At 61.4% G+C, this 19749-nt stretch carries 20 protein-coding genes; 10 read left to right on the plus strand and 10 right to left on the minus strand.

Translation table 11 applies throughout. From position 1 onward, the window contains the following. Window positions 1–26: 26 nt before the first annotated feature. From fabA to LIS66_RS19625, 3 genes are all read left to right on the plus strand, one after another. The gene (fabA, locus tag LIS66_RS19615; RefSeq protein WP_024013962.1) at window positions 27–542 is read left to right on the plus strand and encodes a 3-hydroxyacyl-[acyl-carrier-protein] dehydratase FabA; all 516 of its coding nucleotides are present in this window, start codon (window positions 27–29) and stop codon (window positions 540–542) included. Between the two features lie 11 nt (window positions 543–553). Further along, window positions 554–1774 carry a beta-ketoacyl-ACP synthase I gene (fabB, locus tag LIS66_RS19620; RefSeq protein ID WP_016773647.1) on the plus strand — a complete coding sequence of 407 codons (1221 nt, stop codon included), beginning with the start codon at window positions 554–556 and terminating at the stop codon, window positions 1772–1774. A 389-nt stretch (window positions 1775–2163) separates the two neighbouring features. Next, window positions 2164–2352, plus strand: a complete 189-nt coding sequence (locus LIS66_RS19625; protein WP_042607160.1) for a hypothetical protein — start codon at window positions 2164–2166, stop codon at window positions 2350–2352. A gap of 129 nt (window positions 2353–2481) precedes the next feature. Here the strand turns inward: LIS66_RS19625 and LIS66_RS19630 are convergent, their stop codons facing one another. The 8 genes from LIS66_RS19630 to LIS66_RS19665 all read right to left on the minus strand — a co-directional run bounded on the left by LIS66_RS19630 (window position 2482) and on the right by LIS66_RS19665 (window position 12092). Then, on the minus strand, window positions 2482–3024 hold the full coding sequence (locus tag LIS66_RS19630; RefSeq protein ID WP_016773645.1) for a DUF2058 domain-containing protein: 543 nt from the start codon (window positions 3022–3024) through the stop codon (window positions 2482–2484). Between the two features lie 26 nt (window positions 3025–3050). Beyond that, window positions 3051–3887 (minus strand): nucleoside triphosphate pyrophosphohydrolase, encoded by an 837-nt coding sequence (gene mazG / locus LIS66_RS19635; protein ID WP_227972859.1) that lies wholly within the window; start codon window positions 3885–3887, stop codon window positions 3051–3053. A 130-nt stretch (window positions 3888–4017) separates the two neighbouring features. Continuing rightward, the gene (gene relA, locus LIS66_RS19640) at window positions 4018–6261 is read right to left on the minus strand and encodes a GTP diphosphokinase (RefSeq protein ID WP_064364824.1); all 2244 of its coding nucleotides are present in this window, start codon (window positions 6259–6261) and stop codon (window positions 4018–4020) included. Window positions 6262–6362: 101 nt separating this feature from the next. Then, window positions 6363–7739, minus strand: coding sequence for a 23S rRNA (uracil(1939)-C(5))-methyltransferase RlmD (gene rlmD / locus LIS66_RS19645; protein ID WP_227972860.1), 1377 nt, complete (start codon window positions 7737–7739; stop codon window positions 6363–6365). Further along, entirely contained in the window at window positions 7739–8641 is a 903-nt protein-coding gene (cysM, locus tag LIS66_RS19650; RefSeq protein WP_039757833.1) for a cysteine synthase CysM, read from the minus strand. The genes rlmD and cysM overlap by 1 nt, the downstream gene beginning before the upstream one ends. 88 nt (window positions 8642–8729) lie before the next feature. Next, window positions 8730–9773, minus strand: coding sequence for a PDDEXK nuclease domain-containing protein (locus LIS66_RS19655; protein ID WP_227972861.1), 1044 nt, complete (start codon window positions 9771–9773; stop codon window positions 8730–8732). A 185-nt stretch (window positions 9774–9958) separates the two neighbouring features. Next, on the minus strand, window positions 9959–11383 hold the full coding sequence (locus LIS66_RS19660) for a sensor histidine kinase (RefSeq protein WP_227972862.1): 1425 nt from the start codon (window positions 11381–11383) through the stop codon (window positions 9959–9961). Next, complete coding sequence (locus LIS66_RS19665; protein ID WP_065616797.1) at window positions 11370–12092, minus strand: response regulator transcription factor; 723 nt, start codon at window positions 12090–12092, stop codon at window positions 11370–11372. Before LIS66_RS19665 ends, LIS66_RS19660 begins: the two co-directional genes overlap by 14 nt. 205 nt (window positions 12093–12297) lie before the next feature. Here LIS66_RS19665 and LIS66_RS19670 point away from each other — a divergent pair, with 205 nt between their 5' ends. Both LIS66_RS19670 and LIS66_RS19675 read left to right on the plus strand, forming a co-directional pair. Continuing rightward, the gene (locus LIS66_RS19670) at window positions 12298–15051 is read left to right on the plus strand and encodes a response regulator (RefSeq protein ID WP_064365099.1); all 2754 of its coding nucleotides are present in this window, start codon (window positions 12298–12300) and stop codon (window positions 15049–15051) included. Between the two features lie 81 nt (window positions 15052–15132). Continuing rightward, window positions 15133–16122 (plus strand): 2-hydroxyacid dehydrogenase, encoded by a 990-nt coding sequence (locus LIS66_RS19675; RefSeq protein ID WP_042607167.1) that lies wholly within the window; start codon window positions 15133–15135, stop codon window positions 16120–16122. 6 nt (window positions 16123–16128) lie between these two features. On the opposite strand, the gene LIS66_RS19680 is transcribed toward LIS66_RS19675, so the two are convergent. Continuing rightward, a complete protein-coding gene (locus tag LIS66_RS19680; protein WP_042607168.1) occupies window positions 16129–16587 on the minus strand; it encodes a hypothetical protein in 459 nt (152 codons plus the stop codon). A 134-nt stretch (window positions 16588–16721) separates the two neighbouring features. Here LIS66_RS19680 and LIS66_RS19685 point away from each other — a divergent pair, with 134 nt between their 5' ends. Together LIS66_RS19685 and LIS66_RS19690 are read left to right on the plus strand one after the other, a co-directional pair. Continuing rightward, window positions 16722–17156, plus strand: a complete 435-nt coding sequence (locus tag LIS66_RS19685) for a hypothetical protein (RefSeq protein WP_039757838.1) — start codon at window positions 16722–16724, stop codon at window positions 17154–17156. Continuing rightward, window positions 17156–17560: an META domain-containing protein gene (locus LIS66_RS19690; protein ID WP_227972863.1), complete on the plus strand. Its 405-nt coding sequence runs from the start codon at window positions 17156–17158 to the stop codon at window positions 17558–17560. The genes LIS66_RS19685 and LIS66_RS19690 overlap by 1 nt, the downstream gene beginning before the upstream one ends. 218 nt (window positions 17561–17778) lie before the next feature. Here LIS66_RS19690 and LIS66_RS19695 read toward each other — a convergent pair whose 3' ends face one another. Continuing rightward, complete coding sequence (locus tag LIS66_RS19695; protein ID WP_042607170.1) at window positions 17779–18246, minus strand: TlpA disulfide reductase family protein; 468 nt, start codon at window positions 18244–18246, stop codon at window positions 17779–17781. A gap of 113 nt (window positions 18247–18359) precedes the next feature. Between LIS66_RS19695 and arsC the strand changes: the two genes are divergently transcribed. Genes arsC through LIS66_RS19710 form a run of 3 tightly spaced genes read left to right on the plus strand, consistent with a single transcriptional unit; the run spans window position 18360 to window position 19731 of the window. Further along, complete coding sequence (gene arsC / locus LIS66_RS19700; RefSeq protein WP_042607171.1) at window positions 18360–18713, plus strand: arsenate reductase (glutaredoxin); 354 nt, start codon at window positions 18360–18362, stop codon at window positions 18711–18713. Continuing rightward, window positions 18710–19306 carry an NAD(P)H:quinone oxidoreductase gene (gene wrbA, locus LIS66_RS19705; protein ID WP_042607172.1) on the plus strand — a complete coding sequence of 199 codons (597 nt, stop codon included), beginning with the start codon at window positions 18710–18712 and terminating at the stop codon, window positions 19304–19306. The genes arsC and wrbA overlap by 4 nt, the downstream gene beginning before the upstream one ends. Next, the gene (locus tag LIS66_RS19710) at window positions 19306–19731 is read left to right on the plus strand and encodes a DUF2069 domain-containing protein (protein WP_042607173.1); all 426 of its coding nucleotides are present in this window, start codon (window positions 19306–19308) and stop codon (window positions 19729–19731) included. The genes wrbA and LIS66_RS19710 overlap by 1 nt, the downstream gene beginning before the upstream one ends. The last annotated feature ends 18 nt before the right edge of the window (window positions 19732–19749 follow it).

Below are 19749 nucleotides of genomic sequence, written 5' to 3' on the forward strand. Positions count from 1 at the left end.
CCGCATGGGATTATTGAGGAGCTCGCATGACCAAACAAAACGCCTTTACTCGGGAAGACCTGCTGCGCTGCAGTCGCGGTGAGCTGTTCGGCCCAGGTAACGCGCAACTGCCCGCCCCGAACATGCTGATGGTGGATCGCATCACCCATATCAGCGAAGAAGGCGGCAAGTACGGCAAAGGTGAATTGGTCGCCGAACTGGATATCAACCCTGACCTGTGGTTCTTCGCCTGCCATTTCGAAGGCGATCCGGTGATGCCGGGCTGCCTGGGTCTGGATGCCATGTGGCAACTGGTCGGCTTCTTCCTGGGCTGGCAAGGCCTGCCGGGCCGCGGCCGTGCGCTGGGTTCGGGCGAGGTGAAATTCTTCGGTCAGGTGCTGCCGACCGCCAAGAAAGTCACTTACAACATTCATATCAAACGCGTCCTCAAGGGCAAGCTGAACATGGCCATCGCCGATGGTTCGGTGAGTGTCGACGGACGCGAAATCTACACCGCCGAAGGCCTGCGCGTCGGCGTGTTCACCTCCACTGACAACTTCTAAGGGTTATTCGCATGCGCCGCGTCGTTATCACTGGTCTGGGCATCGTTTCGTGCCTGGGCAATGACAAAGAGACCGTCTCCGCTAACCTGCGTGCAAGCCGCCCTGGCATCCGGTTCAACCCGGAATATGCTGAAATGGGTCTGCGTAGCCAGGTTTCCGGCTCCATCGACCTCAACCTTGAAGAGCTGATCGATCGCAAGATCTATCGCTTCGTCGGCCATGCAGCGGCTTATGCCTACCTGGCCATGAAAGACGCCATCACTGACTCCGGCCTGACCGAAGAGCAGGTGTCCAACCCGCGCACCGGCCTGATCGCCGGCTCCGGCGGTGCCTCCACGCTGAACCAGATGGAAGCGCTGGACATCCTCCGTGAGAAAGGCGTGAAACGCGTCGGCCCGTACCGCGTCACGCGGACCATGAGCAGCACCGTTTCCGCCTGCCTGGCCACGCCATTCAAGATCAAGGGCCTGAACTACTCCATCGCGTCTGCCTGCGCCACCAGTGCTCACTGCATCGGTACCGCCATGGAACAGATCCAGATGGGCAAGCAGGACATCGTCTTCGCCGGTGGCGGTGAAGAAGAGCACTGGAGCCAGTCTTTCCTGTTCGACGCCATGGGCGCCCTGTCCAGCAAGCGCAATGACACCCCGGAACAAGCTTCCCGCGCCTACGACAAGGACCGTGACGGTTTCGTCATCGCTGGCGGCGGCGGCATGGTTGTCGTCGAAGAGCTGGAACACGCTCTGGCCCGCGGCGCGAAAATCTACGCAGAGATCGTTGGCTACGGCGCAACGTCCGACGGCTACGACATGGTTGCCCCGAGCGGTGAAGGCGCAATCCGCTGCATGCAGCAGGCGCTGTCCACCGTCGACACCCCGATCGACTACCTGAACACCCACGGCACTTCGACTCCGGTCGGCGACGTCGCGGAAATGAAAGGTGTGCGTGAAGTGTTCGGCGACAAGGCTCCAGCGATCAGCTCGACCAAGAGCCTGTCCGGTCACTCCCTGGGCGCTGCCGGCGTGCACGAAGCGATCTACTGCATGCTGATGATGGAAGGCAACTTCATTGCCGGCTCCGCCAACATCGACGAGCTGGACCCGGAAGTGGCCGATCTGCCTGTGCTGACCAAGACCCGCGAGAACGCCACCATCAACACTGTGATGAGCAACAGCTTCGGCTTCGGCGGCACCAACGCCACGCTGGTGCTGAAGCGCTGGGAAGGCAAGTAAGTCCTCGCTGCCGAGCCACACATGAAAACGCCCCGACTGGTTCGGGGCGTTTTTTTTGGTCTATGGAATCTCCGAGCCGACAAAAATCCTTTGTAGGAGTGAGCCTGCTCGCGATAGCGCTGGATCAGCCAACATCTTCTGTGACTGACACTCCGCTATCGCGAGCAGGCTCACTCCTACAGGGTTTCGCGGTGCGCTGGAGATGAAAGATTCGTCATGAAACCAATCACCCTGCGACCGAATGTCGCGGTTTACGCGGGCTGCAGCACTGTTGCGAAATCCGCAACAACACCTTGCGCCAATCGGCGGTTTACTTAGCTGGCTAACAAATCCTATAACGGAGTCCTGCACACGCCTTGGTGCAGCAACTTGAGATCTGGAGCTAGCAGATGACTGTAAAAGTAACTGAACGCGACGATTCACACATGTCCCACGAAGGCTTGGCCGCCGGTATCCGTATCTGGGACGTGCATCAACAAGACTTGCTGGTCGGCATGTTCCACAACGAGATCGATGCCCACAACTACAAGGCCGAACTGGAAATGCAGGAACAGCAAAGAGAACTGAAGTCCGCCTGATCAGGCAAACATTGCACATTGTGGCGAGGGAGCTTGCTCCCGCTGGACTGCGCAGCAGGCCCTGCTCTCAGGATAAAGAGCGGGGCCGCTTCGCGCCCCAGCGGGAGCAAGCTCCCTCGCCACAATCGCTTACCACATCAGATCGTCAGGGATCTGATAAGCCGCGTACGGATCGTCCTCGGCGTTGACCTCTTCGGTCTGCACGTTGAGCTGGACGATGCGCTGCGGGTCGCGCTCCTGGATCTTGAGTGCCGCTTCACGGGGAATCACTTCATAGCCGCCGTTGTGGTGCACGATCGCCAGCGAGCCGCTGCTGAGCTTGTTGCGCATCAGCGTGTTGACCGAGATGCGCTTGACCTTCTTGTCGTCGACGAAGTTGTAGTAGTCCTCGGTGGTCAGCTTGGGCAGACGCGAGACCTCGATCAACTGCTTGACCTGTGCGGCGCGGGCCTTGGCCTCGGCCTTCTCCTGCTGCTGACGGTTCAGCTCCTGGTCGCGCTTGACCTTCTCGGCCATGGCTTCCTGGGCGGCGCGCTGCTGCGAATCATCCAGCTCGGCCTGGCCTTTGTGGGCCAGACGCTGTTGCTTCTGCTTGTCTTTGCTGACCTGCTTGGCCTGCTTTTGATTGACCAGGCCTGCTTTGAGCAACTGGTCGCGAAGGGAAAGGCTCATCAATGCTTACTCACTTGGGCAACGGCTCAGCCGCAGCTGGGCTCATTCTTTTCCTGGCGTTTGGCTTCGCCCCACAGGGCGTCCAACTCTTCGAGGGTGCAATCTTCCATGGGACGGTGGGTGTCGCGCAATGCCTGTTCGATAAAACGGAAACGTCTTTCAAACTTGCCGTTGGCGCCGCGCAAGGCGGTTTCCGGATCGACCTTCAGATGCCGGGCCAGATTGACCACGGAAAACAGCAGGTCGCCGATCTCGTCGGCCACCGCCACCGGATCGTTTTCGGACATGGCTTCGAGCACTTCATCGAGCTCTTCGCGGACCTTGTCGAGCACCGGCAAGGCGTCCGGCCAGTCGAAACCGACCTGCCCGGCGCGCTTCTGCAACTTGGCTGAGCGCGACAGTGCCGGCAACGTGGCCGGCACATCGTCGAGCAGCGACAACTGCTCGGGCGCCGCGGATTTTTCGGCGCGCTCTTCGGCCTTGATCTCTTCCCAGCGCTGCTTGACCTGCTCTTCGCTCAAGCGCGGCACGTCAAGCGGCGCGTACAGGTCGCCGGTGGGGAATACGTGGGGATGACGACGAATCAGTTTGCGCGTGATGCTGTCGATCACTCCGGCGAATTCGAACCGCCCTTCTTCCTTGGCCAACTGGCTGTAATACACCACCTGAAACAACAGATCACCCAACTCGCCCTGCAAATGATCGAGATCGCCGCGTTCGATGGCATCGGCCACTTCATAGGCTTCTTCGAGGGTGTGCGGGACGATGGTCGCGTAGGTTTGCTTGATGTCCCACGGACAACCGAACTGCGGATCGCGCAGACGGGACATCAGATGGAGCAGGTCTTCGAGGGTGTACTTCATTTATCTGGCTCACCACAAATCCCATGTGGGAGCGAGCCTGCTCGCGAAAGCGGCGTGTCTGCAACAAAGATGTCGACTGACACGCCCTCTTCACGAGCAGGCTCGCTCCCACAGGGAACAATCAATTGCATCACGGAGTTCGGTTACGCCGCGTTTCAATGATGTTCGGCAATTGCGAAATCCGCCCCAGCAGCCGCCCGAGCGCATCCAGACCGGGGATCTCGATGGTCAGCGACATCAGTGCGGTGTTGTCTTCCTTGTTCGAGCGGGTGTTGACCGCCAGCACGTTGATGCGCTCGTTGAGCAGCACCTGCGAGACGTCACGCAGCAGCCCGGAACGGTCGTAGGCGCGAATGATGATGTCCACCGGATAGGTGAGCACCGGCACCGGGCCCCAGCTGACCTGAATGATCCGCTCCGGCTCGCGCCCGCCCAGTTGCAGCACCGAGGCGCAGTCCTGACGGTGAATGCTCACGCCACGGCCCTGGGTGATGTAACCGACGATCGCGTCGCCCGGCAGCGGCTGGCAGCAGCCGGCCATCTGCGTCATCAGGTTGCCGACGCCCTGAATCTGGATATCGCCGCGCTTGCCCGGCTTGTAACCAGTAGCCTTGCGCGGGATCAGCTCCAACTGTTCGTTGCCGCGCTCCGGCTCGACCAGTTGCTGCGCGAGGTTGACCAGATGCGCCTGACGCAGGTCGCCGGCCCCAAGGGCCGCGAACATGTCTTCGGCGGTTTTCATGTTGGCTTTTTCGGCCAGCTTGTCGAAATCCACCGCCGGCAGGCCAAGGCGATTGAGTTCGCGCTCGATCAGGGTTTTACCAGCGGCAACGTTCTGATCGCGAGCCTGCAACTTGAACCAGTGAACGATCTTCGCCCGCGCCCTCGAGGTGGTCACGTAACCGAGGTTCGGGTTCAGCCAGTCGCGGCTCGGGGTGCCGTGCTTGCTGGTGATGATCTCGACCTGCTCGCCGGTCTGCAGGCTGTAGTTCAGCGGCACGATACGGCCGTTGATCTTCGCGCCGCGACAGTTGTGGCCGATTTCCGTGTGCACCCGGTAGGCGAAATCCAGCGGCGTCGCGCCTTTCGGCAAGTCGATGGCGTGACCATCGGGCGTGAAGATGTAGACCCGATCGGGCTCGATGTCGACGCGCAGCTGTTCAGCCAGACCGCCGATGTCACCGAGCTCTTCGTGCCATTCGAGAACCTGACGCAGCCAGGAAATTTTCTCTTCGTAATGGTTTGAACCGGATTTGACGTCGGTGCCCTTGTAGCGCCAGTGCGCGCAGACGCCAAGTTCGGCTTCTTCGTGCATCGAATGAGTGCGGATCTGCACCTCGAGGACCTTGCCCTCCGGGCCGATCACCGCCGTGTGCAGCGAGCGGTAGCCGTTCTCTTTCGGGTTGGCGATGTAGTCGTCGAATTCTTTCGGGATATGCCGCCACAGAGTGTGGACGATGCCGAGCGCGGTGTAGCAGTCGCGCATTTCCGGCACCAGCACGCGCACGGCGCGAACGTCGTAGATCTGGCTGAATTCCAGGCCCTTGCGCTGCATTTTGCGCCAGATCGAGTAGATGTGTTTGGCCCGGCCGCTGATGTCGGCGTCGACGCCGGTGGCCTGCAGTTCGTCCTTGAGCTGGGTCATCACGTCGCTGATGAAGCGCTCGCGATCCAGCCGCCGCTCGTGGAGCAACTTGGCGATCTGCTTGTATTGATCCGGTTCGAGATAGCGGAAGGACAAGTCCTCCAGCTCCCATTTGATGTGACCGATGCCGAGACGATGCGCGAGCGGCGCATAGATGTCGAAGACTTCCCGGGCGACGCGGTTGCGCTTTTCATCGTCGGCGGTTTTCACCGCACGAATGGCGCAGGTGCGTTCGGCCAGTTTGATCAGCGCAACGCGCACGTCATCGACCATCGCCACGAGCATCTTGCGCAGGTTTTCGACCTGCCCCTGGGTGCCCATGACCATCGACTGCCGTGGGCTGAGACTGGCGCTGATGGCCGCCATGCGCTGCACGCCGTCGATCAGTTTGGCCACCACCGGGCCGAAGCGCTGGCCGACTGCCGCCAGTTCGATCTGCCCTTCGCGCACGCCGCGATACAACACGGCGGCGACCAGTGAATCCTGATCGAGCTTGAGGTCGGCAAGGATTTCGGCGATCTCAAGGCCAGTGCTGAAACTGCCGGAGCCTTCGGCCCACAGGTTCTTCCTGGCGTTGGACTGTTGTTCGGCCTCGCGAGCGAACTCGCAGGCTTCTTTCAAGGCCTCGCGATCCAGTGCCAGATCGACACTGACCGCGTGATCGAGCCAGGCCTCGAGATTGATACTGCCGTCGGTGTTGATCGGCTGGTGTGCTCTCACCTGTACCATGCTGCTTTACCTTCCCTACGACGCAGATTCAATGCGTCAAATCGCTGATCCTCAGTGTCCGTTCGCGCTCGCGGGGCTCAGGCGAGCGCTGCGCGGACAGATCAGACGGATTCAGACGAGCCGTCCTGGCTCGCTTCAAATAACGCCATGGCCTCGACATGTGCCGTCTGAGGAAACATATCGAGAATCCCGGCACGTTTTAACCGGTAGCCCTGCTTGATCAATTCCTGCGTATCGCGCGCCAGCGTGGCCGGGTTGCACGACACGTATACCAACCGTCTGGCGCCCAGGGTCGCGAGCTTGCGCACCACCTCGAAAGCACCGTCACGCGGTGGGTCCAAGAGTACCGCAGAAAAGCCGTTTCCGATCCACTGAGCATCGGTCAAAGGCTGGGATAAATCGGCTTGAAAAAACTTTGTGTTATGCAAATTGTTACTGAGGGCATTCGCAGCGGCACGCTCGACCATGGTCTGCACGCCCTCTACCGCCACCACTTCACGTACGCTTTTGGCCAGCGGCAGGGCAAAATTGCCCAGCCCGCAGAACAGATCGAGCACGCGCTCGTCAGCCGTCGGCTGCAGCCACTCCAGCGCCTGAGCGATCATCGCTTCGTTGACCCCGGCGTTGACCTGAACAAAGTCTCCCGGCCGGTACGCCAGTTCGAGATCCCACTGCTCCAGGCGATAACCGAGGCTCTGACCGGCCTCGACCGGTTGCGGTTCACCTTCGCCATGCAACCACAACTGCGCCTGATGGAACTGGCAGAAATCCTTGAGAATCGTCAGATCCGCTTCGGACAAAGGCGCCATGTGCCGCAGCAACACCGCCAGAGATGAGCCGCTGAACAACTCGACATGGCCCAGCGCCTGGGGCTTGCTCAGGCGCCGCAGCATCTCCGGCAAACGGGTCATGATCGGTTGCAAGGGCTGTACCAGCACCGGGCATTCGCTGATCGCAACGATGTCCTGACTGCCGGCGGCGCGGAAACCCACTTCGAGCTTCTTCGCTTTCATGTCCCAGCGCACGGCGATGCGCGCGCGCCGACGGTAACCGAATTCCGGGCCGGTCAGCGGCGCTGCCCATTCTTCGGGTTCGACACCGGCAACTCGCGACAATTGCTCGGCGAGCATGCGCTGTTTCAGGGCGAGCTGTTCGGCGTGGGGCAAGTGCTGGACGCTGCAACCGCCACAGCGGCCGAAGTGCGCGCACGCTGCCGGACGACGCAAGTCGCTTGCGGTAAACACACGCTCGGTGCGCGCTTCGACCACTTTGCCGTGGGCGCCAAGCACCCGCGCTTCGACCTCTTCACCGGCAAGGGCGCCGAGGACGAACCAGGTTTTGCCTTCGAAAAACGCGATACCGCGACCGTCACTGGCCAGGCGCTCGATGCTCAAGCGCTGCTTTTTACCGGTCGGAATTTGCGGCGCCTTGCTGCCGCCCGTGGGCTGGAAGCGCAGGCCTCTTTCGTGTTTGGCCATCAGTTGGGCGCGTCGAAAATGCCGGTCGACAGGTAACGGTCGCCACGGTCGCAGATGATCGCGACGATCACCGCGTTTTCAACTTCTTTGGACAGGCGCAGCATCGCTGCCACCGCACCGCCCGAGGACACGCCGCAGAAGATGCCTTCTTCGCGGGCCAGACGACGAGTGACGTCTTCGGCTTCGCTTTGCGCCATGTCGACGATGCGATCGACGCGGTCAGCCTGATAGATCTTCGGCAGGTATTCCTGCGGCCAGCGGCGGATGCCGGGAATAGCCGAGCCTTCCATCGGTTGCAGGCCGACGATCTGCACGCTGTCGCTCTGCTCTTTGAGGTAGCGCGACACGCCCATGATGGTCCCGGTGGTGCCCATCGAACTGACGAAATGGGTGATGCTGCCTTGGGTCTGACGCCAGATTTCCGGACCGGTGGTGGTGTAGTGCGCTTCTGGGTTGTCGCCGTTGGCGAACTGGTCGAGCACCTTGCCACGGCCTTCGGCTTCCATACGCTGGGCCAGATCGCGGGCGCCTTCCATGCCCTCTTCCTGAGTGACCAGAATCAGCTCGGCGCCGTAAGCGGTCATCGCCGCTTTGCGCTCGGCGCTGGAGTTGTCCGGCATGATCAGGATCATCTTGTAACCCTTGATCGCAGCGGCCATCGCCAGAGCGATACCGGTGTTGCCGGAGGTCGCCTCGATCAGCGTATCGCCGGGATTGATCTGCCCGCGCAGCTCGGCACGGGTGATCATCGACAGCGCCGGCCGGTCCTTGACCGAACCCGCCGGGTTGTTCCCTTCGAGCTTGAGCAAAAGGGTGTTGCTGGTGGCGCCGGGCAGGCGCTGCAAACGCACCAGCGGCGTGTTGCCGACGCAATCGGCGATGGTTGGGTACTGCAGGGTCATGGCGTATTCGCAATCCAGACGTGCGGGGGCGCCTATCATACCGGCAAACCCGCGCAGGCCATATCACGCAAAGTGCGGTGCTTATGGTTTATGGGAATAAGGGATCACTGGTCGGGTTTTCCATATGGGCTGTATCCAAGGCGTAAAACTCATGGAGCTTGGCTTGCAGCAACTGTTTATCCGGCAAGCATGTTTGATATTGCGCAATCAATGCGGGCGAAAGACTGCGGTTGAGGGCGTACTCGACGACCTCGTCCTCTTTGCTGGCACAGAGCAACACACCGATCGCCGGATTTTCGTGGGGCTTGCGGACATTGCGATCCAGCGCCTCCAGATAGAAATCCAGCTTGCCCAAATACTCTGGCTCGAAACGCCCGACCTTGAGTTCAATCGCGACCAGGCAATTAAGCCCCCGGTGGAAGAACAGAAGATCCACAGCGAAATCCCGGCCGCCGACTTGCAGCGGATATTCGGAGCCGACAAAGCAGAAGTCCCGACCCAGCTCAATGAGGAAGTCCTTTAGCCTTGTCAGGAGCCCTTGGTGCAGATCGGTTTCAGAATGAGCAGAAGGCAGGTCGAGAAATTCGACCATGTAGGAATCGCGGAATATCTCAAGCGCTGCCGGGTGCGTTTGTTTGAGCGCGGCGGAGGCTTTCGCTGGATCGGCGATGGTTCGCTCGAACAGAGCGGCTTTAAGTTGCCGCTCCAGTTCGCGCTTTGACCATTTTTCTCGAACGGCCATTCGTACATAGAATTCGCGCTCTTCCGGCCTTTTGCACTGGCTGAAAATGATCAAATTGTGGGACCAGGACAATTGTCGCACCAGTGGTGCGACTTTCTCTTCGGCGTGATAAAGCTCATAAAACTGGCGCATGCGAAACAAGTTGGAGCGTGTAAAGCCTCGCAGCCCCGGTTGCGTTTTGGCCAGATGCTCAGCCAATTGGCCGACCACCGAATCCCCCCACTCCGCCCGCTCAATCTTGCGACTGATATGCGCGCCCACCTGCCAGTAAAGCTCGATCAGGTGAGTATTGACCGCTTGCATGGCCTTGTGTCTGGAACTGTGAATCAGCGCGAGCACTTCATTGAAACGATCGCCATCTGAGCTGCCGGTAAGGCTGGATGCATTCATGCGCAATTCCTTGAAGGTTTGGTGAAGCACGAGCCTAAACCGTTCAGGAAGCTTGAAATGACCGCTGGTGCAGCTTGGGAAATGTCATACAGAAAAAGACGAGCGCTCCGGCAAGTCAGTGGGATTGGGAGCGCGAATGGACTACATCGCGAGCAGGCTCACTCCTACAAGGGGATTTATGTTGTTCAAATAATCTGCGGCGTACGCAATTCCACTGTAGGAGTGAGCCTGCTCGCGATAGCGTCATTCGGCGCAACACCATCATCCGCCAACAAGCGCAAATTCAACCGCAACCCAGCCCCTGCATTTTCCGCCCAGAGCAACCCGCCCTGGCGCTGCACCGCGTTACGCGCAATGCTCAACCCCAGCCCAAACCCGCCATCCCCGGGCCGCGATCCGTCCAGGCGAATGAACGGCGAAAAGATCCGCTGCAGATCCTCTTCAGCCACGCCGCCGCCCTGATCCTCCAGCCACAAGTGCCAATACTCACCATCGCGCCGGCCATCCAGCCGCACAATCCCGCCGTCGGGCGAGTGACGAATGGCATTGCGCAAAATGTTTTCCAGCGCTTGCGCGAGAGTGTTGAGGTTGCCGCGCACCCAGCACGATGCTTCGACCGAGCATTGCAGTTGCAGACTCGGCCAGCCGCTTTCATAACAGGCGTTGTCGGTGAGCATTTCCCACAGTGCCTGAATCTGGATCGCTTCATCCGGCAATGGCGAGCGGTCGGTGTCGAGCCAGGCCAGTTGCAGGGTGTCTTCGACCAGGCGTTGCATGCCGTCCACCTCGCGGCCGATGCGTTCGCGCAGTTGCGGCAGGCCCTGTTCGCTTTCGCTGGCCACGCGCAAGCGGCTCAGCGGCGTGCGCAACTCATGCGACAGGTCGCGCAACAATTGCTGTTGCAGGGCGACGGTGGTTTGCAGGCGTTCGGACATGGAATCGAAGGCCCGCGCCAGCTCACCGAGTTCATCCGGGCGCTGGGTGATGCCGCTCGACAGGCGCACATTCAATTGGTCGGCGCGCCAGGCGTTGGCCTGTTCGCGCAGGTTGTTCAGCGGCACCACCAGCAGGCGGTACAGGCCGACGCAGAGCAACAGGGTGAACAGTCCGGGAATCACGCCGTTGGTGATCACGCGCCAGAACACCCGGTACTTGCCCGGGACAAAGCGCTCGGGCAATTCGATGACCAGAATGCCGGCGGCCGGATCCTGGGGAAACGGTACCCGCAGCCACGGCCGGCCCTTCTTGTGGATCGGCCAGTCGAGGCCACGCAGAAAGGTCAGGTGCTGCACTTCTGCCGCGTTCAACGGGCGGCTGCTCAGCGATTGCAGGTCCGCGCCAATCACCCCCACCCAACTGGCCTCGCGCAATTCCATGCTTCGCAACCAGTCATCGACACCATCGCGCCCGCCGCGCTGCCACGCCTGTTCGGCTTGTGTGGCATACCGGCTGAGAGTGTTGCGCGCTTCACTGGAAAGGAACTGATTGCGTTCCTCCATGTAGCGCCCCCACGACCAGCTCAGCCAGATCATCAACAGACAGAACGCTACCAACAGGCACGCCAGTTTCCAGAACAGCGAATGCCGCCCTGGCAGCTCAGACAGTTTCATCGGCACCGCTCAAGACATAGCCTTTGCCCCACACCGTGCGCACTTCGCGTTCGGTGTAACCGATGGCTTTGAGTTTGCGGCGGATCTGGCTGATGTGCATATCGAGGCTGCGGTCGTGGGCAGCAAAACCGCGTTGCAGGACGTGCTGATAAAGGAAGGCTTTGCTCAGCACTTCTTCGTGGTTGCGGTGCAGGGTTTCCAGCAAACGGAATTCGCTGCGGGTCAGCCCGGCCGCTTGCTCGCGGAAGAACACGTCGCACTGTTGGTCATCGAAACGCAGGGTGCCTCCGACCTGAGCAGCGGCCACCGCAGGTGGGCGCCGATCCAGTGCGACTCGCCGCAGGATCGCTTCGATGCGCACATGCAACTCGGCCATGCTGAACGGCTTGGGCAGGTAATCATCGGCACCGAGACGGAAGCCGCTGATGCGATCGGCCTCGGCGCCCAGCGCGGACATCAGCAACACCGGCGTCGAGTGGCTCTGGCGCAATTGCGTCAACAGTTTCAGACCATCAAGCCCGGGCAGCAGAATGTCCATCAGCACCACGTCGAAAGGCTGACGCTGCGCAATATTGAGACCTTCCTGGCCGTTCTGGCACCAGGTCACCTGAAAACCGCTGCGGCCCAGATGCTCGTGCACATAGGCGCCGAGGACCGGATCGTCTTCAATGGAAAGGATGCGTGGCTGGCCAGCGGAAACAGGAGTCATGAGTATCTGCAAGTAATTCTCAGTTGGCGGATTATTCAAGATTGTCCGACAGCGGGCAACACAAGCTTGGCCTGTCGGACGAACGCGTGCTGGGGCGCGCTGCATTTTCCGCAAGATTGCCCGCCAGCAAATCGCTACACTGCGCCCATGTCGCGTGCTGGATGCACGCATGTGTCAACAGATCAGCGGGATGCGGGAGATAGGCGTGCTCAAGAAACTGGGAATCAAAGGTCGCGTGTTGTTGCTGACCTTGTTGCCGACCAGCCTGATGGCGCTGGTGCTGGGTGGCTATTTCACCTGGACCCAGCAGACCGACCTGCAGAGCCAATTGATGCAGCGCGGCGAAATGATCGCCGAGCAACTGGCGCCGCTGGTCGCGCCGGCGATGGGCCACGGCGATGCCGATCTGCTCGAGCGCATCGCCACCCAGTCCCTTGAACAACCTGACGTGCGCGCGGTGACCTTCCTCGCGGCGGACCGCTCGCCACTGGCCCACGCCGGCCCGACCATGCTCAATCAGGCGCCCAGCGGCGACAGCGCATTGTTGCAACGGCGCAGCGGCAACGACGCGACGCGCTACCTGATGCCGGTGTTCGGCAAGCACCGCAACCTCGCCGGTGAAATCATTCCCGAGGAGTCCGAGCGGTTGCTCGGTTGGGTCGAACTTGAGCTGTCGCACAACGGCATGCTGTTGCGCGGTTATCGCAGCTTGTTCGCCAGCCTGCTATTGATCGCCGCCGGACTCGCCGGCGCCGCCCTCCTCGCGCTGCGCATGGGCCGCACCATCAACCGTCCGCTGAGCCAGATCAAACAGGCTGTCGCGCAGCTCAAGGACGGGCATCTGGAAACCCGTTTGCCGCCCCTCGGCAGTCAGGAACTGGACGAACTGGCCTCCGGCATCAACCGCATGGCCGGCACCCTGCAGAACGCTCGTGAAGAGTTGCAGCACAGCGTCGATCAGGCCACCGAAGACGTCCGGCAGAACCTGGAAACCATCGAAATCCAGAACATCGAACTGGACCTGGCGCGCAAAGAGGCGCTGGAGGCCAGCCGGATCAAATCCGAATTCCTTGCCAACATGAGCCACGAAATCCGCACCCCGCTCAACGGCATTCTCGGCTTCACTCACCTGTTGCAGAAAAGCGAACTGACCCCGCGCCAGCTCGACTATCTCGGCACCATCGAAAAATCTGCCGACAGTCTGCTGGGGATCATCAACGAGATTCTCGATTTCTCGAAGATCGAGGCCGGCAAACTGGTGCTCGATCACATTCCGTTCAATCTGCGTGATCTGTTGCAGGACACCCTGACCATTCTCGCCCCGGCAGCGCATGCCAAGCAGCTGGAGCTGGTGAGTCTGGTCTATCGCGACACGCCGCTGTCGCTGGTCGGCGATCCGCTGCGCCTCAAGCAGATCCTCACCAACCTGGTGAGCAATGCGATCAAGTTCACCCGCGAAGGCACCATCGTCGCCCGGGCGATGCTCGAAGACGAGCACGAAGACAGCGTGCAATTGCGCATCAGCATTCAGGACACCGGCATCGGTTTGTCGAGCCAGGATGTGCGCGCGCTGTTTCAGGCCTTCAGCCAGGCCGACAACTCGCTGTCCCGCCAGCCCGGCGGCACCGGTCTGGGGCTGGTGATTTCCAAGCGCCTGATCGAGCAGATGGGCGGCGAGATCGGCGTCGACAGCACCCCGGGCGAAGGTTCGGAATTCTGGATCAGCCTGAGCCTGCCGAAGACTCGCGACGACGCCGAAGACCTGCCCGCCGCGCCATTGCTCGGGCGCCGCGTGGCGGTACTGGAAAATCACGAACTGGCGCGTCAGGCCTTGCAGCATCAACTGGAAGACTGCGGCCTCGACGTCACGCCGTTCAATACTCTGGAAAGCCTGAGCAATGGCGTCACCGGCGCACATCAGACCGATCAGGCGATCGATCTGGCGGTCATCGGCATCACCAGCAACGACATGCTCCCGGAGCGTTTGAACCAGCACATCTGGGACCTCGAACACTTGGGCTGCAAAGTGCTGGTGCTGTGCCCGACCACCGAGCAGACGCTGTTCCATCTGTCGGTGCCCAACCCGCACAGCCAGCTTCAAGCCAAACCGGCGTGCACGCGCAAGTTGCGCCGGGCGCTGGCCGATCTGGTCAATCCGCGCCAGATCCGCAGCGAACCGGGCGAGCCGCTGTCGAGTCGTGCGCCGCGCGTGCTGTGCGTAGACGACAATCCGGCCAATCTGTTGCTGGTGCAAACCCTGCTCGAAGACATGGGCGCCCGCGTGCTCGCCGTGGAAAGCGGCTACGCGGCAGTCAAAGCTGTCCAGAGCGAATCCTTCGATCTGGTGCTGATGGACGTGCAGATGCCGGGCATGGACGGTCGCCAGACCACCGAAACCATTCGCCAATGGGAAAGCGAACGGCATTGCACACCGCTGCCGATCGTCGCCCTCACCGCCCACGCCATGGCCAACGAAAAACGCGCGCTGCTGCAAAGCGGCATGGACGACTACCTGACCAAACCGATCAGCGAGCGGCAACTGGCGCAGGTGGTGTTGAAGTGGACCGGACTGGCCCTGCGCAATCAGGCGCCGGATCGTAGCGGCGACAGCGCGGCGAGTCAGCAGGAACTGCCGGTACTCGATCACGAAGAAGGCTTGCGTCTGGCGGCCGGCAAGGCGGATCTGGCGGCGGACATGCTCGCCATGCTGCTGGCCTCGCTGGAAGCCGACCGCGAAGCGATTCGCGCGGCGCGGGACAGCCACGACCAGAATGCCTTGCTCGAACGCGTGCACCGCCTGCACGGCGCCACCCGTTATTGCGGGGTGCCGCAACTGCGCGCCGCCTGCCAGCGCAGCGAAACCCTGCTCAAGCAGGACGATCCGAAAGCCGCTGCCGCGCTGGACGAACTGGAACGCTCGATCAACCGACTCGCGGCGCAGGCGCGCATCAGCGCCTGATCCACGGCAAGGCACGGTGCGCGCAAAGCGCTACAGTTGTCGCGGGCGATTGCCGCCCGCGTCGATGTTCCAGGAGGATTCATGCGCACGATCTTTTTCAGCAGCCAGACCTACGACCGCGACAGCTTCCTCGGCGCCGACTGCCCGGCCGGGCTCGAACTGCACTTTCAAGCGGCGCGACTGAGCGTAGATACGGCGGCTTTGGCCGAGCAGCACGAAGTGGTCTGCGCGTTCATCAATGACGACCTCAGCGCCCCGGTGCTGGAACGCCTTGCGGCTGGCGGCACGCGGCTGATTGCCCTGCGTTCCGCCGGTTACAACCATGTAGACCTGCCCGCAGCAAAACGCCTCGGCCTGGCCGTCGTGCGTGTGCCGGCCTACTCGCCGCACGCCGTGGCCGAACATGCCGTCGCGCTGATCCTCGCCCTCAATCGTCGCCTGCACCGCGCCTACAACCGCACCCGCGAAGGTGATTTCAGCCTGCATGGCCTGAGCGGTTTCGATCTGGTGGGCAAAACTGTCGGCATCGTCGGCACCGGGCAGATTGGCGCAACCTTCGCGAAAATCATGCACGGCTTCGGCTGTGAATTGCTGGCCTGCGACCCGTATCCCAATCCCGAGGTGCTGGCCTTGGGCGCGCGTTATCTGAGCCTGCCGGAGTTGCTCGCGCAGTCGCGGATCATCAGCCTGCATTGCCCGCTCAACGAGCAGAGCAAACACCTGATCAATCGCCAGTCACTGGCACACATGCAGGCGGGGGCGATGTTGATCAACACCGGGCGCGGTGGTCTGGTGGACACCCCGGCGCTGATCGACGCCCTGAAGGACGGTCAACTCGGGTATCTGGGGCTGGATGTTTACGAGGAAGAGGCGCAGCTGTTTTTCGAGGATCGCTCCGACCTGCCGTTGCAGGACGATGTGCTGGCACGCCTGCTGACGTTTCCCAACGTGATCATCACGGCGCATCAGGCATTTCTGACCCGCGAGGCGCTGGGCGCGATTGCCGCCACCACCCTGGATAACATCGCGACCTGGGCGGCAGGTGCGCCGCAGAACCAGGTCGAGGGTTGAACCGTTTTACTTGGGCAGCGAAGACGCCAGGATCAGCAAGCCCAGCCAACCGAAACCGAGCAGGCGCTGCTTGCTCGAATGGCCGCTGCGCAGCAGGAACCAGACGAAAAACGCCGGCAACAGGAACACCATGATTTTCAGCCAGCCTTCCACCGGGCGGCTGCCATCGGCGTTGAGCGGTTGTTGTGCCTGGCGAGCCTGTTCTGCCGCCTGCTGACGACGACGCCGCCCTGCTGCTGCGGGCATCACTTTCGGTAACGGCTCGGCCACTGGCGGTACAACCGCTTCGGGCACAGCCTTGTTGCGTGGCAGGCTGCCGAAGGAAATCGTCGAGGTCTGCGCCGATGCCGCAATGGACTGCGCCTGCATGGCGGCGTGCTCGGCCATCGGGGCGCCGCAGTGAATGCACACCAGCGCTTCGGAACTGATGCTCCGCTTGCATTCATAACATTCGATCAGCGCCATGTTCCGTTCCTTCAGATTCGGGGGCCGGCAGTTTGCCATGACTGTCGGCCTATTTGAACCGGATCGAAGGTCGCACGCGTGCATCATTCTGCAATCGAGCCCGTGCTAGCATGTCGCGCATATTTGGAGGACCCATGGTCGAACACGATTTCCGCTACACCCTGATGAACCCGCAACACACCCTCACCGAATGCCGCGCCCTCGTTCCGGGCCGCTATCAGGTGACTGGCAACGGTGGCTCGATCCGCATCGGCGATGCCCTGTTGGTCACCCTCAAAGGCAGCAAGGACTTGTCCATGCGCCTGACCGTCGACACGGTCCGCCACCTGATCAACCCGCCGGGCCAGTGGACCGCAATGACCACAGGCCCGGTGTTCGGCGAACTGGCCATTCACACCTGGCAGGTCAATTGCGACAGCTGCGCGAAAGAGCTGAGCTTTGAATTCGCCGTGGACGCCAAACTCGGCAAAACCGCAGAAAAACCGGCTGCCACTGCGCGCATCGCCGAGCTGGGCTGGAAAGCCGTTGGCGACAAGCACCTGTGCCCGAAATGCCAAGAGCCTGCGTGATGAAACGGCTCGTCCTGACCGCGCTGATCGGTGTCGGCCTGGCCGGTTGCGCCGCAGAGCCGGTGCAACTGCAACACAACCGCAGCTACATTCTGGAATGGATCGGCGAGCGGCCGCTGATGGATTACAGCCATCTGACGGTAACCCTCGGCGATGACGGCCGCGCCTATGGCAATGGCGGCTGCAACCATTGGTTCGCGCCCTATACGCAGGACGGCGACAAGCTGACCTTCGGCAAGATCGGCAAGACCCGCAAGCTCTGCGCCCTGGCGCTGATGGAGCAGGAACAGCGATTCCTGCAGGCGCTGGAAAAGGTCGAGCGCTGGGACATTTCGCCGATCGAGCAGATACGCTTCTGGCCGGCTGAAGGCAAACCGTTGCGCTGGTGGCTGGAAGAGGGTTGATCGCTTGGACCGCCAAGCCCCTCACCCTAGCCCTCTCCCAGAGGTAGAGGGGACTGATTGGGGGATATTCGAGAGATACGCCGACTTGAAAGCTCTTCGCTGAATCCCTGATGTACTGGCCCCTCTCTAGCGGATGCATAATCGACCCGGTGTCTCAGACACCTCGGTCGGCCCCCTCTCCCTCGGGGAGAGGGCTGGGGTGAGGGGCTTCTGGCGGTTTACTTCGTAGCCTGCAACGCCTCCAGCTTCGCCATCACCCCCGCCGCCGTCTGCTCACCCAGCAACTGTTCACGCACCTTGCCCTTGTCATCGATGATGAAGGTCACCGGCAGCGCCTCACTGCGCGGCAGGTCGAACAGCTCTGCCGGATCCTGCGCCAGCACGGTGAACTTGATGCCCAGTTTCTCGCTGGCTTCTTTCAGCTCCGCGCCCTGCACATTGTCGAAATTGACTCCGAACACACCGACGTTCCTGCCTTTGAGTTCGTCAGCCAAATGATTCAGTTCAGGAATCTCCGTACGGCACGGGCCACACCATTCGGCCCAGTAGTTAAGGACCACCCATTGTTTGTCCAGACGTTCGGACGCAACCTTCTGGCCGTTCTGGTCGATCCCGTAATCATTGCCGCAGCCCCCCAGCATCAACGCCCCGATAATGGTCAATGCCGCTGCCAATCGCCGTGTCATGTCGTGTTCCTTGTGAAAATTCGAAAGCGCCTGCGACCCATCGCCTCTGACGGTTCTGGATTGCGCGCCGCACAGTTAGAATAGCCGCCACTTTACGCCAGAAGCGACCCGCCATGACCGATCTGACGCTTTATCACAATCCGCGCTGCTCGAAATCCCGCGCCGCGCTGGAACTGCTCGAAGCCCGCGGCTTGCAGCCGACTATCGTGCGCTACCTGGAAACGCCGCTGAACGCCGCGCAAGTCAAGGCCCTGCTCGGCAAGCTCGGGATCAGCGCGCGGCAACTGCTGCGCAGCGGCGAAGAGGAATACAAAACCCTGAACCTGGCGGACGCCAGTCTCAGCGAGCAGCATTTGATCGACGCCATCGCTGCGCACCCGAAACTGATGGAGCGGCCGATTCTCGAAGCCGGCAACAAAGCCGTCATCGGTCGCCCACCGGAGAACGTGTTGGAGTTGTTGCCATGAGCGCGCCGTACATTCTGGTGCTCTATTACAGCCGCAGCGGTTCGACCAACGAGATGGCCCGGCAGATCGCCCGGGGTGTCGAGCAGGCTGGAATGGAAGCGCGTCTGCGCACGGTCCCGGCGATCTCCACCGAATGCGAAGCGGTGGCCGCGGACATTCCCGATGAAGGCGCGCTCTACGCCAGCCTCGACGATCTGAAGAACTGCGCCGGTCTCGCACTGGGCAGTCCGACACGTTTCGGCAATATGGCCGCGCCGCTCAAATATTTTCTGGACGGCACCAGCAACCTCTGGCTGACCGGCGCGCTGGTCGGCAAACCGGCCGGCGTGTTCACCTCCACCGCCAGCCTGCACGGCGGCCAGGAAACCACGCTGCTGTCGATGATGCTGCCGCTGTTGCACCACGGCATGTTGATCACCGGCCTGCCCTACAGCGAATCGGCCCTGCTCGAAACCGAAGGTGGCGGCACGCCTTACGGGGCCAGCCATCACGCCGGTGCCGACGGCAAGAACGGTCTCGATCAGCACGAAGTGGCGCTGTGCCGCGCACTCGGTCTGCGTCTGGCGAAAACCGCGCAAAAACTGGTGGGCTGATGGCGAAGAAGCCGAAAGTCCTGCCCTCGGTGGCGTGGCTTGAGCCACGGGTCAAGGCGATGCGCGTGCTCAGCCTGCTGAGCTTTTTCGCCCTCGCCGGGTTGCTCGCCGCCTATTACCTGCTGTTCGCCGACCTGCACGGCGCACGGCCGTGGGTGATTCTGCTGGTCGAGCTGATCCCGTGGCTGGTGCTCGCCCCGGCGATGATCATGGGCAGCGCCCGTGGACATTCGTGGATGTGTTTTGTAGTGAACCTGTATTTCATCAAAGGCGCACTGGCCGCATACGATCCCAACCGGCACGTGTTCGGCCTGCTGGAAATGGCCGCGAGCCTGGCAGTGTTCTGTTCGGCGCTGCTGTATGTGCGCTGGCGCTATCAGTTGAATCGCAAATTGGCTGGCGAAGGCGAAGTCTCCGTCGCCTGACAAATAGCTATCGCGAGC

Source organism: Pseudomonas sp. HN2, assembly GCF_020736465.1.
Lineage (GTDB): Bacteria > Pseudomonadota > Gammaproteobacteria > Pseudomonadales > Pseudomonadaceae > Aquipseudomonas > Aquipseudomonas moraviensis_A.

Excerpts from the sequence above, each read along its gene's own strand:
- LIS66_RS19660 (WP_227972862.1), bottom strand. The coding sequence starts at position 11,383 with ATGAAACTGTCTGAGCTGCCAGGGCGGCATTCGCTGTTCTGGAAACTG.
- LIS66_RS19680 (WP_042607168.1), bottom strand. The coding sequence starts at position 16,587 with ATGGCGCTGATCGAATGTTATGAATGCAAGCGGAGCATCAGTTCCGAA.
- rlmD (WP_227972860.1), bottom strand. The coding sequence starts at position 7,739 with ATGGCCAAACACGAAAGAGGCCTGCGCTTCCAGCCCACGGGCGGCAGC.
- fabB (WP_016773647.1), top strand. The coding sequence starts at position 554 with ATGCGCCGCGTCGTTATCACTGGTCTGGGCATCGTTTCGTGCCTGGGC.
- LIS66_RS19690 (WP_227972863.1), top strand. The coding sequence starts at position 17,156 with ATGAAACGGCTCGTCCTGACCGCGCTGATCGGTGTCGGCCTGGCCGGT.
- LIS66_RS19665 (WP_065616797.1), bottom strand. The coding sequence starts at position 12,092 with ATGACTCCTGTTTCCGCTGGCCAGCCACGCATCCTTTCCATTGAAGAC.
- wrbA (WP_042607172.1), top strand. The coding sequence starts at position 18,710 with ATGAGCGCGCCGTACATTCTGGTGCTCTATTACAGCCGCAGCGGTTCG.
- mazG (WP_227972859.1), bottom strand. The coding sequence starts at position 3,887 with ATGAAGTACACCCTCGAAGACCTGCTCCATCTGATGTCCCGTCTGCGC.
- LIS66_RS19675 (WP_042607167.1), top strand. The coding sequence starts at position 15,133 with ATGCGCACGATCTTTTTCAGCAGCCAGACCTACGACCGCGACAGCTTC.
- cysM (WP_039757833.1), bottom strand. The coding sequence starts at position 8,641 with ATGACCCTGCAGTACCCAACCATCGCCGATTGCGTCGGCAACACGCCG.
- LIS66_RS19695 (WP_042607170.1), bottom strand. The coding sequence starts at position 18,246 with ATGACACGGCGATTGGCAGCGGCATTGACCATTATCGGGGCGTTGATG.
- LIS66_RS19630 (WP_016773645.1), bottom strand. The coding sequence starts at position 3,024 with ATGAGCCTTTCCCTTCGCGACCAGTTGCTCAAAGCAGGCCTGGTCAAT.
- arsC (WP_042607171.1), top strand. The coding sequence starts at position 18,360 with ATGACCGATCTGACGCTTTATCACAATCCGCGCTGCTCGAAATCCCGC.
- LIS66_RS19625 (WP_042607160.1), top strand. The coding sequence starts at position 2,164 with ATGACTGTAAAAGTAACTGAACGCGACGATTCACACATGTCCCACGAA.
- LIS66_RS19655 (WP_227972861.1), bottom strand. The coding sequence starts at position 9,773 with ATGAATGCATCCAGCCTTACCGGCAGCTCAGATGGCGATCGTTTCAAT.
- relA (WP_064364824.1), bottom strand. The coding sequence starts at position 6,261 with ATGGTACAGGTGAGAGCACACCAGCCGATCAACACCGACGGCAGTATC.
- LIS66_RS19710 (WP_042607173.1), top strand. The coding sequence starts at position 19,306 with ATGGCGAAGAAGCCGAAAGTCCTGCCCTCGGTGGCGTGGCTTGAGCCA.
- fabA (WP_024013962.1), top strand. The coding sequence starts at position 27 with ATGACCAAACAAAACGCCTTTACTCGGGAAGACCTGCTGCGCTGCAGT.
- LIS66_RS19685 (WP_039757838.1), top strand. The coding sequence starts at position 16,722 with ATGGTCGAACACGATTTCCGCTACACCCTGATGAACCCGCAACACACC.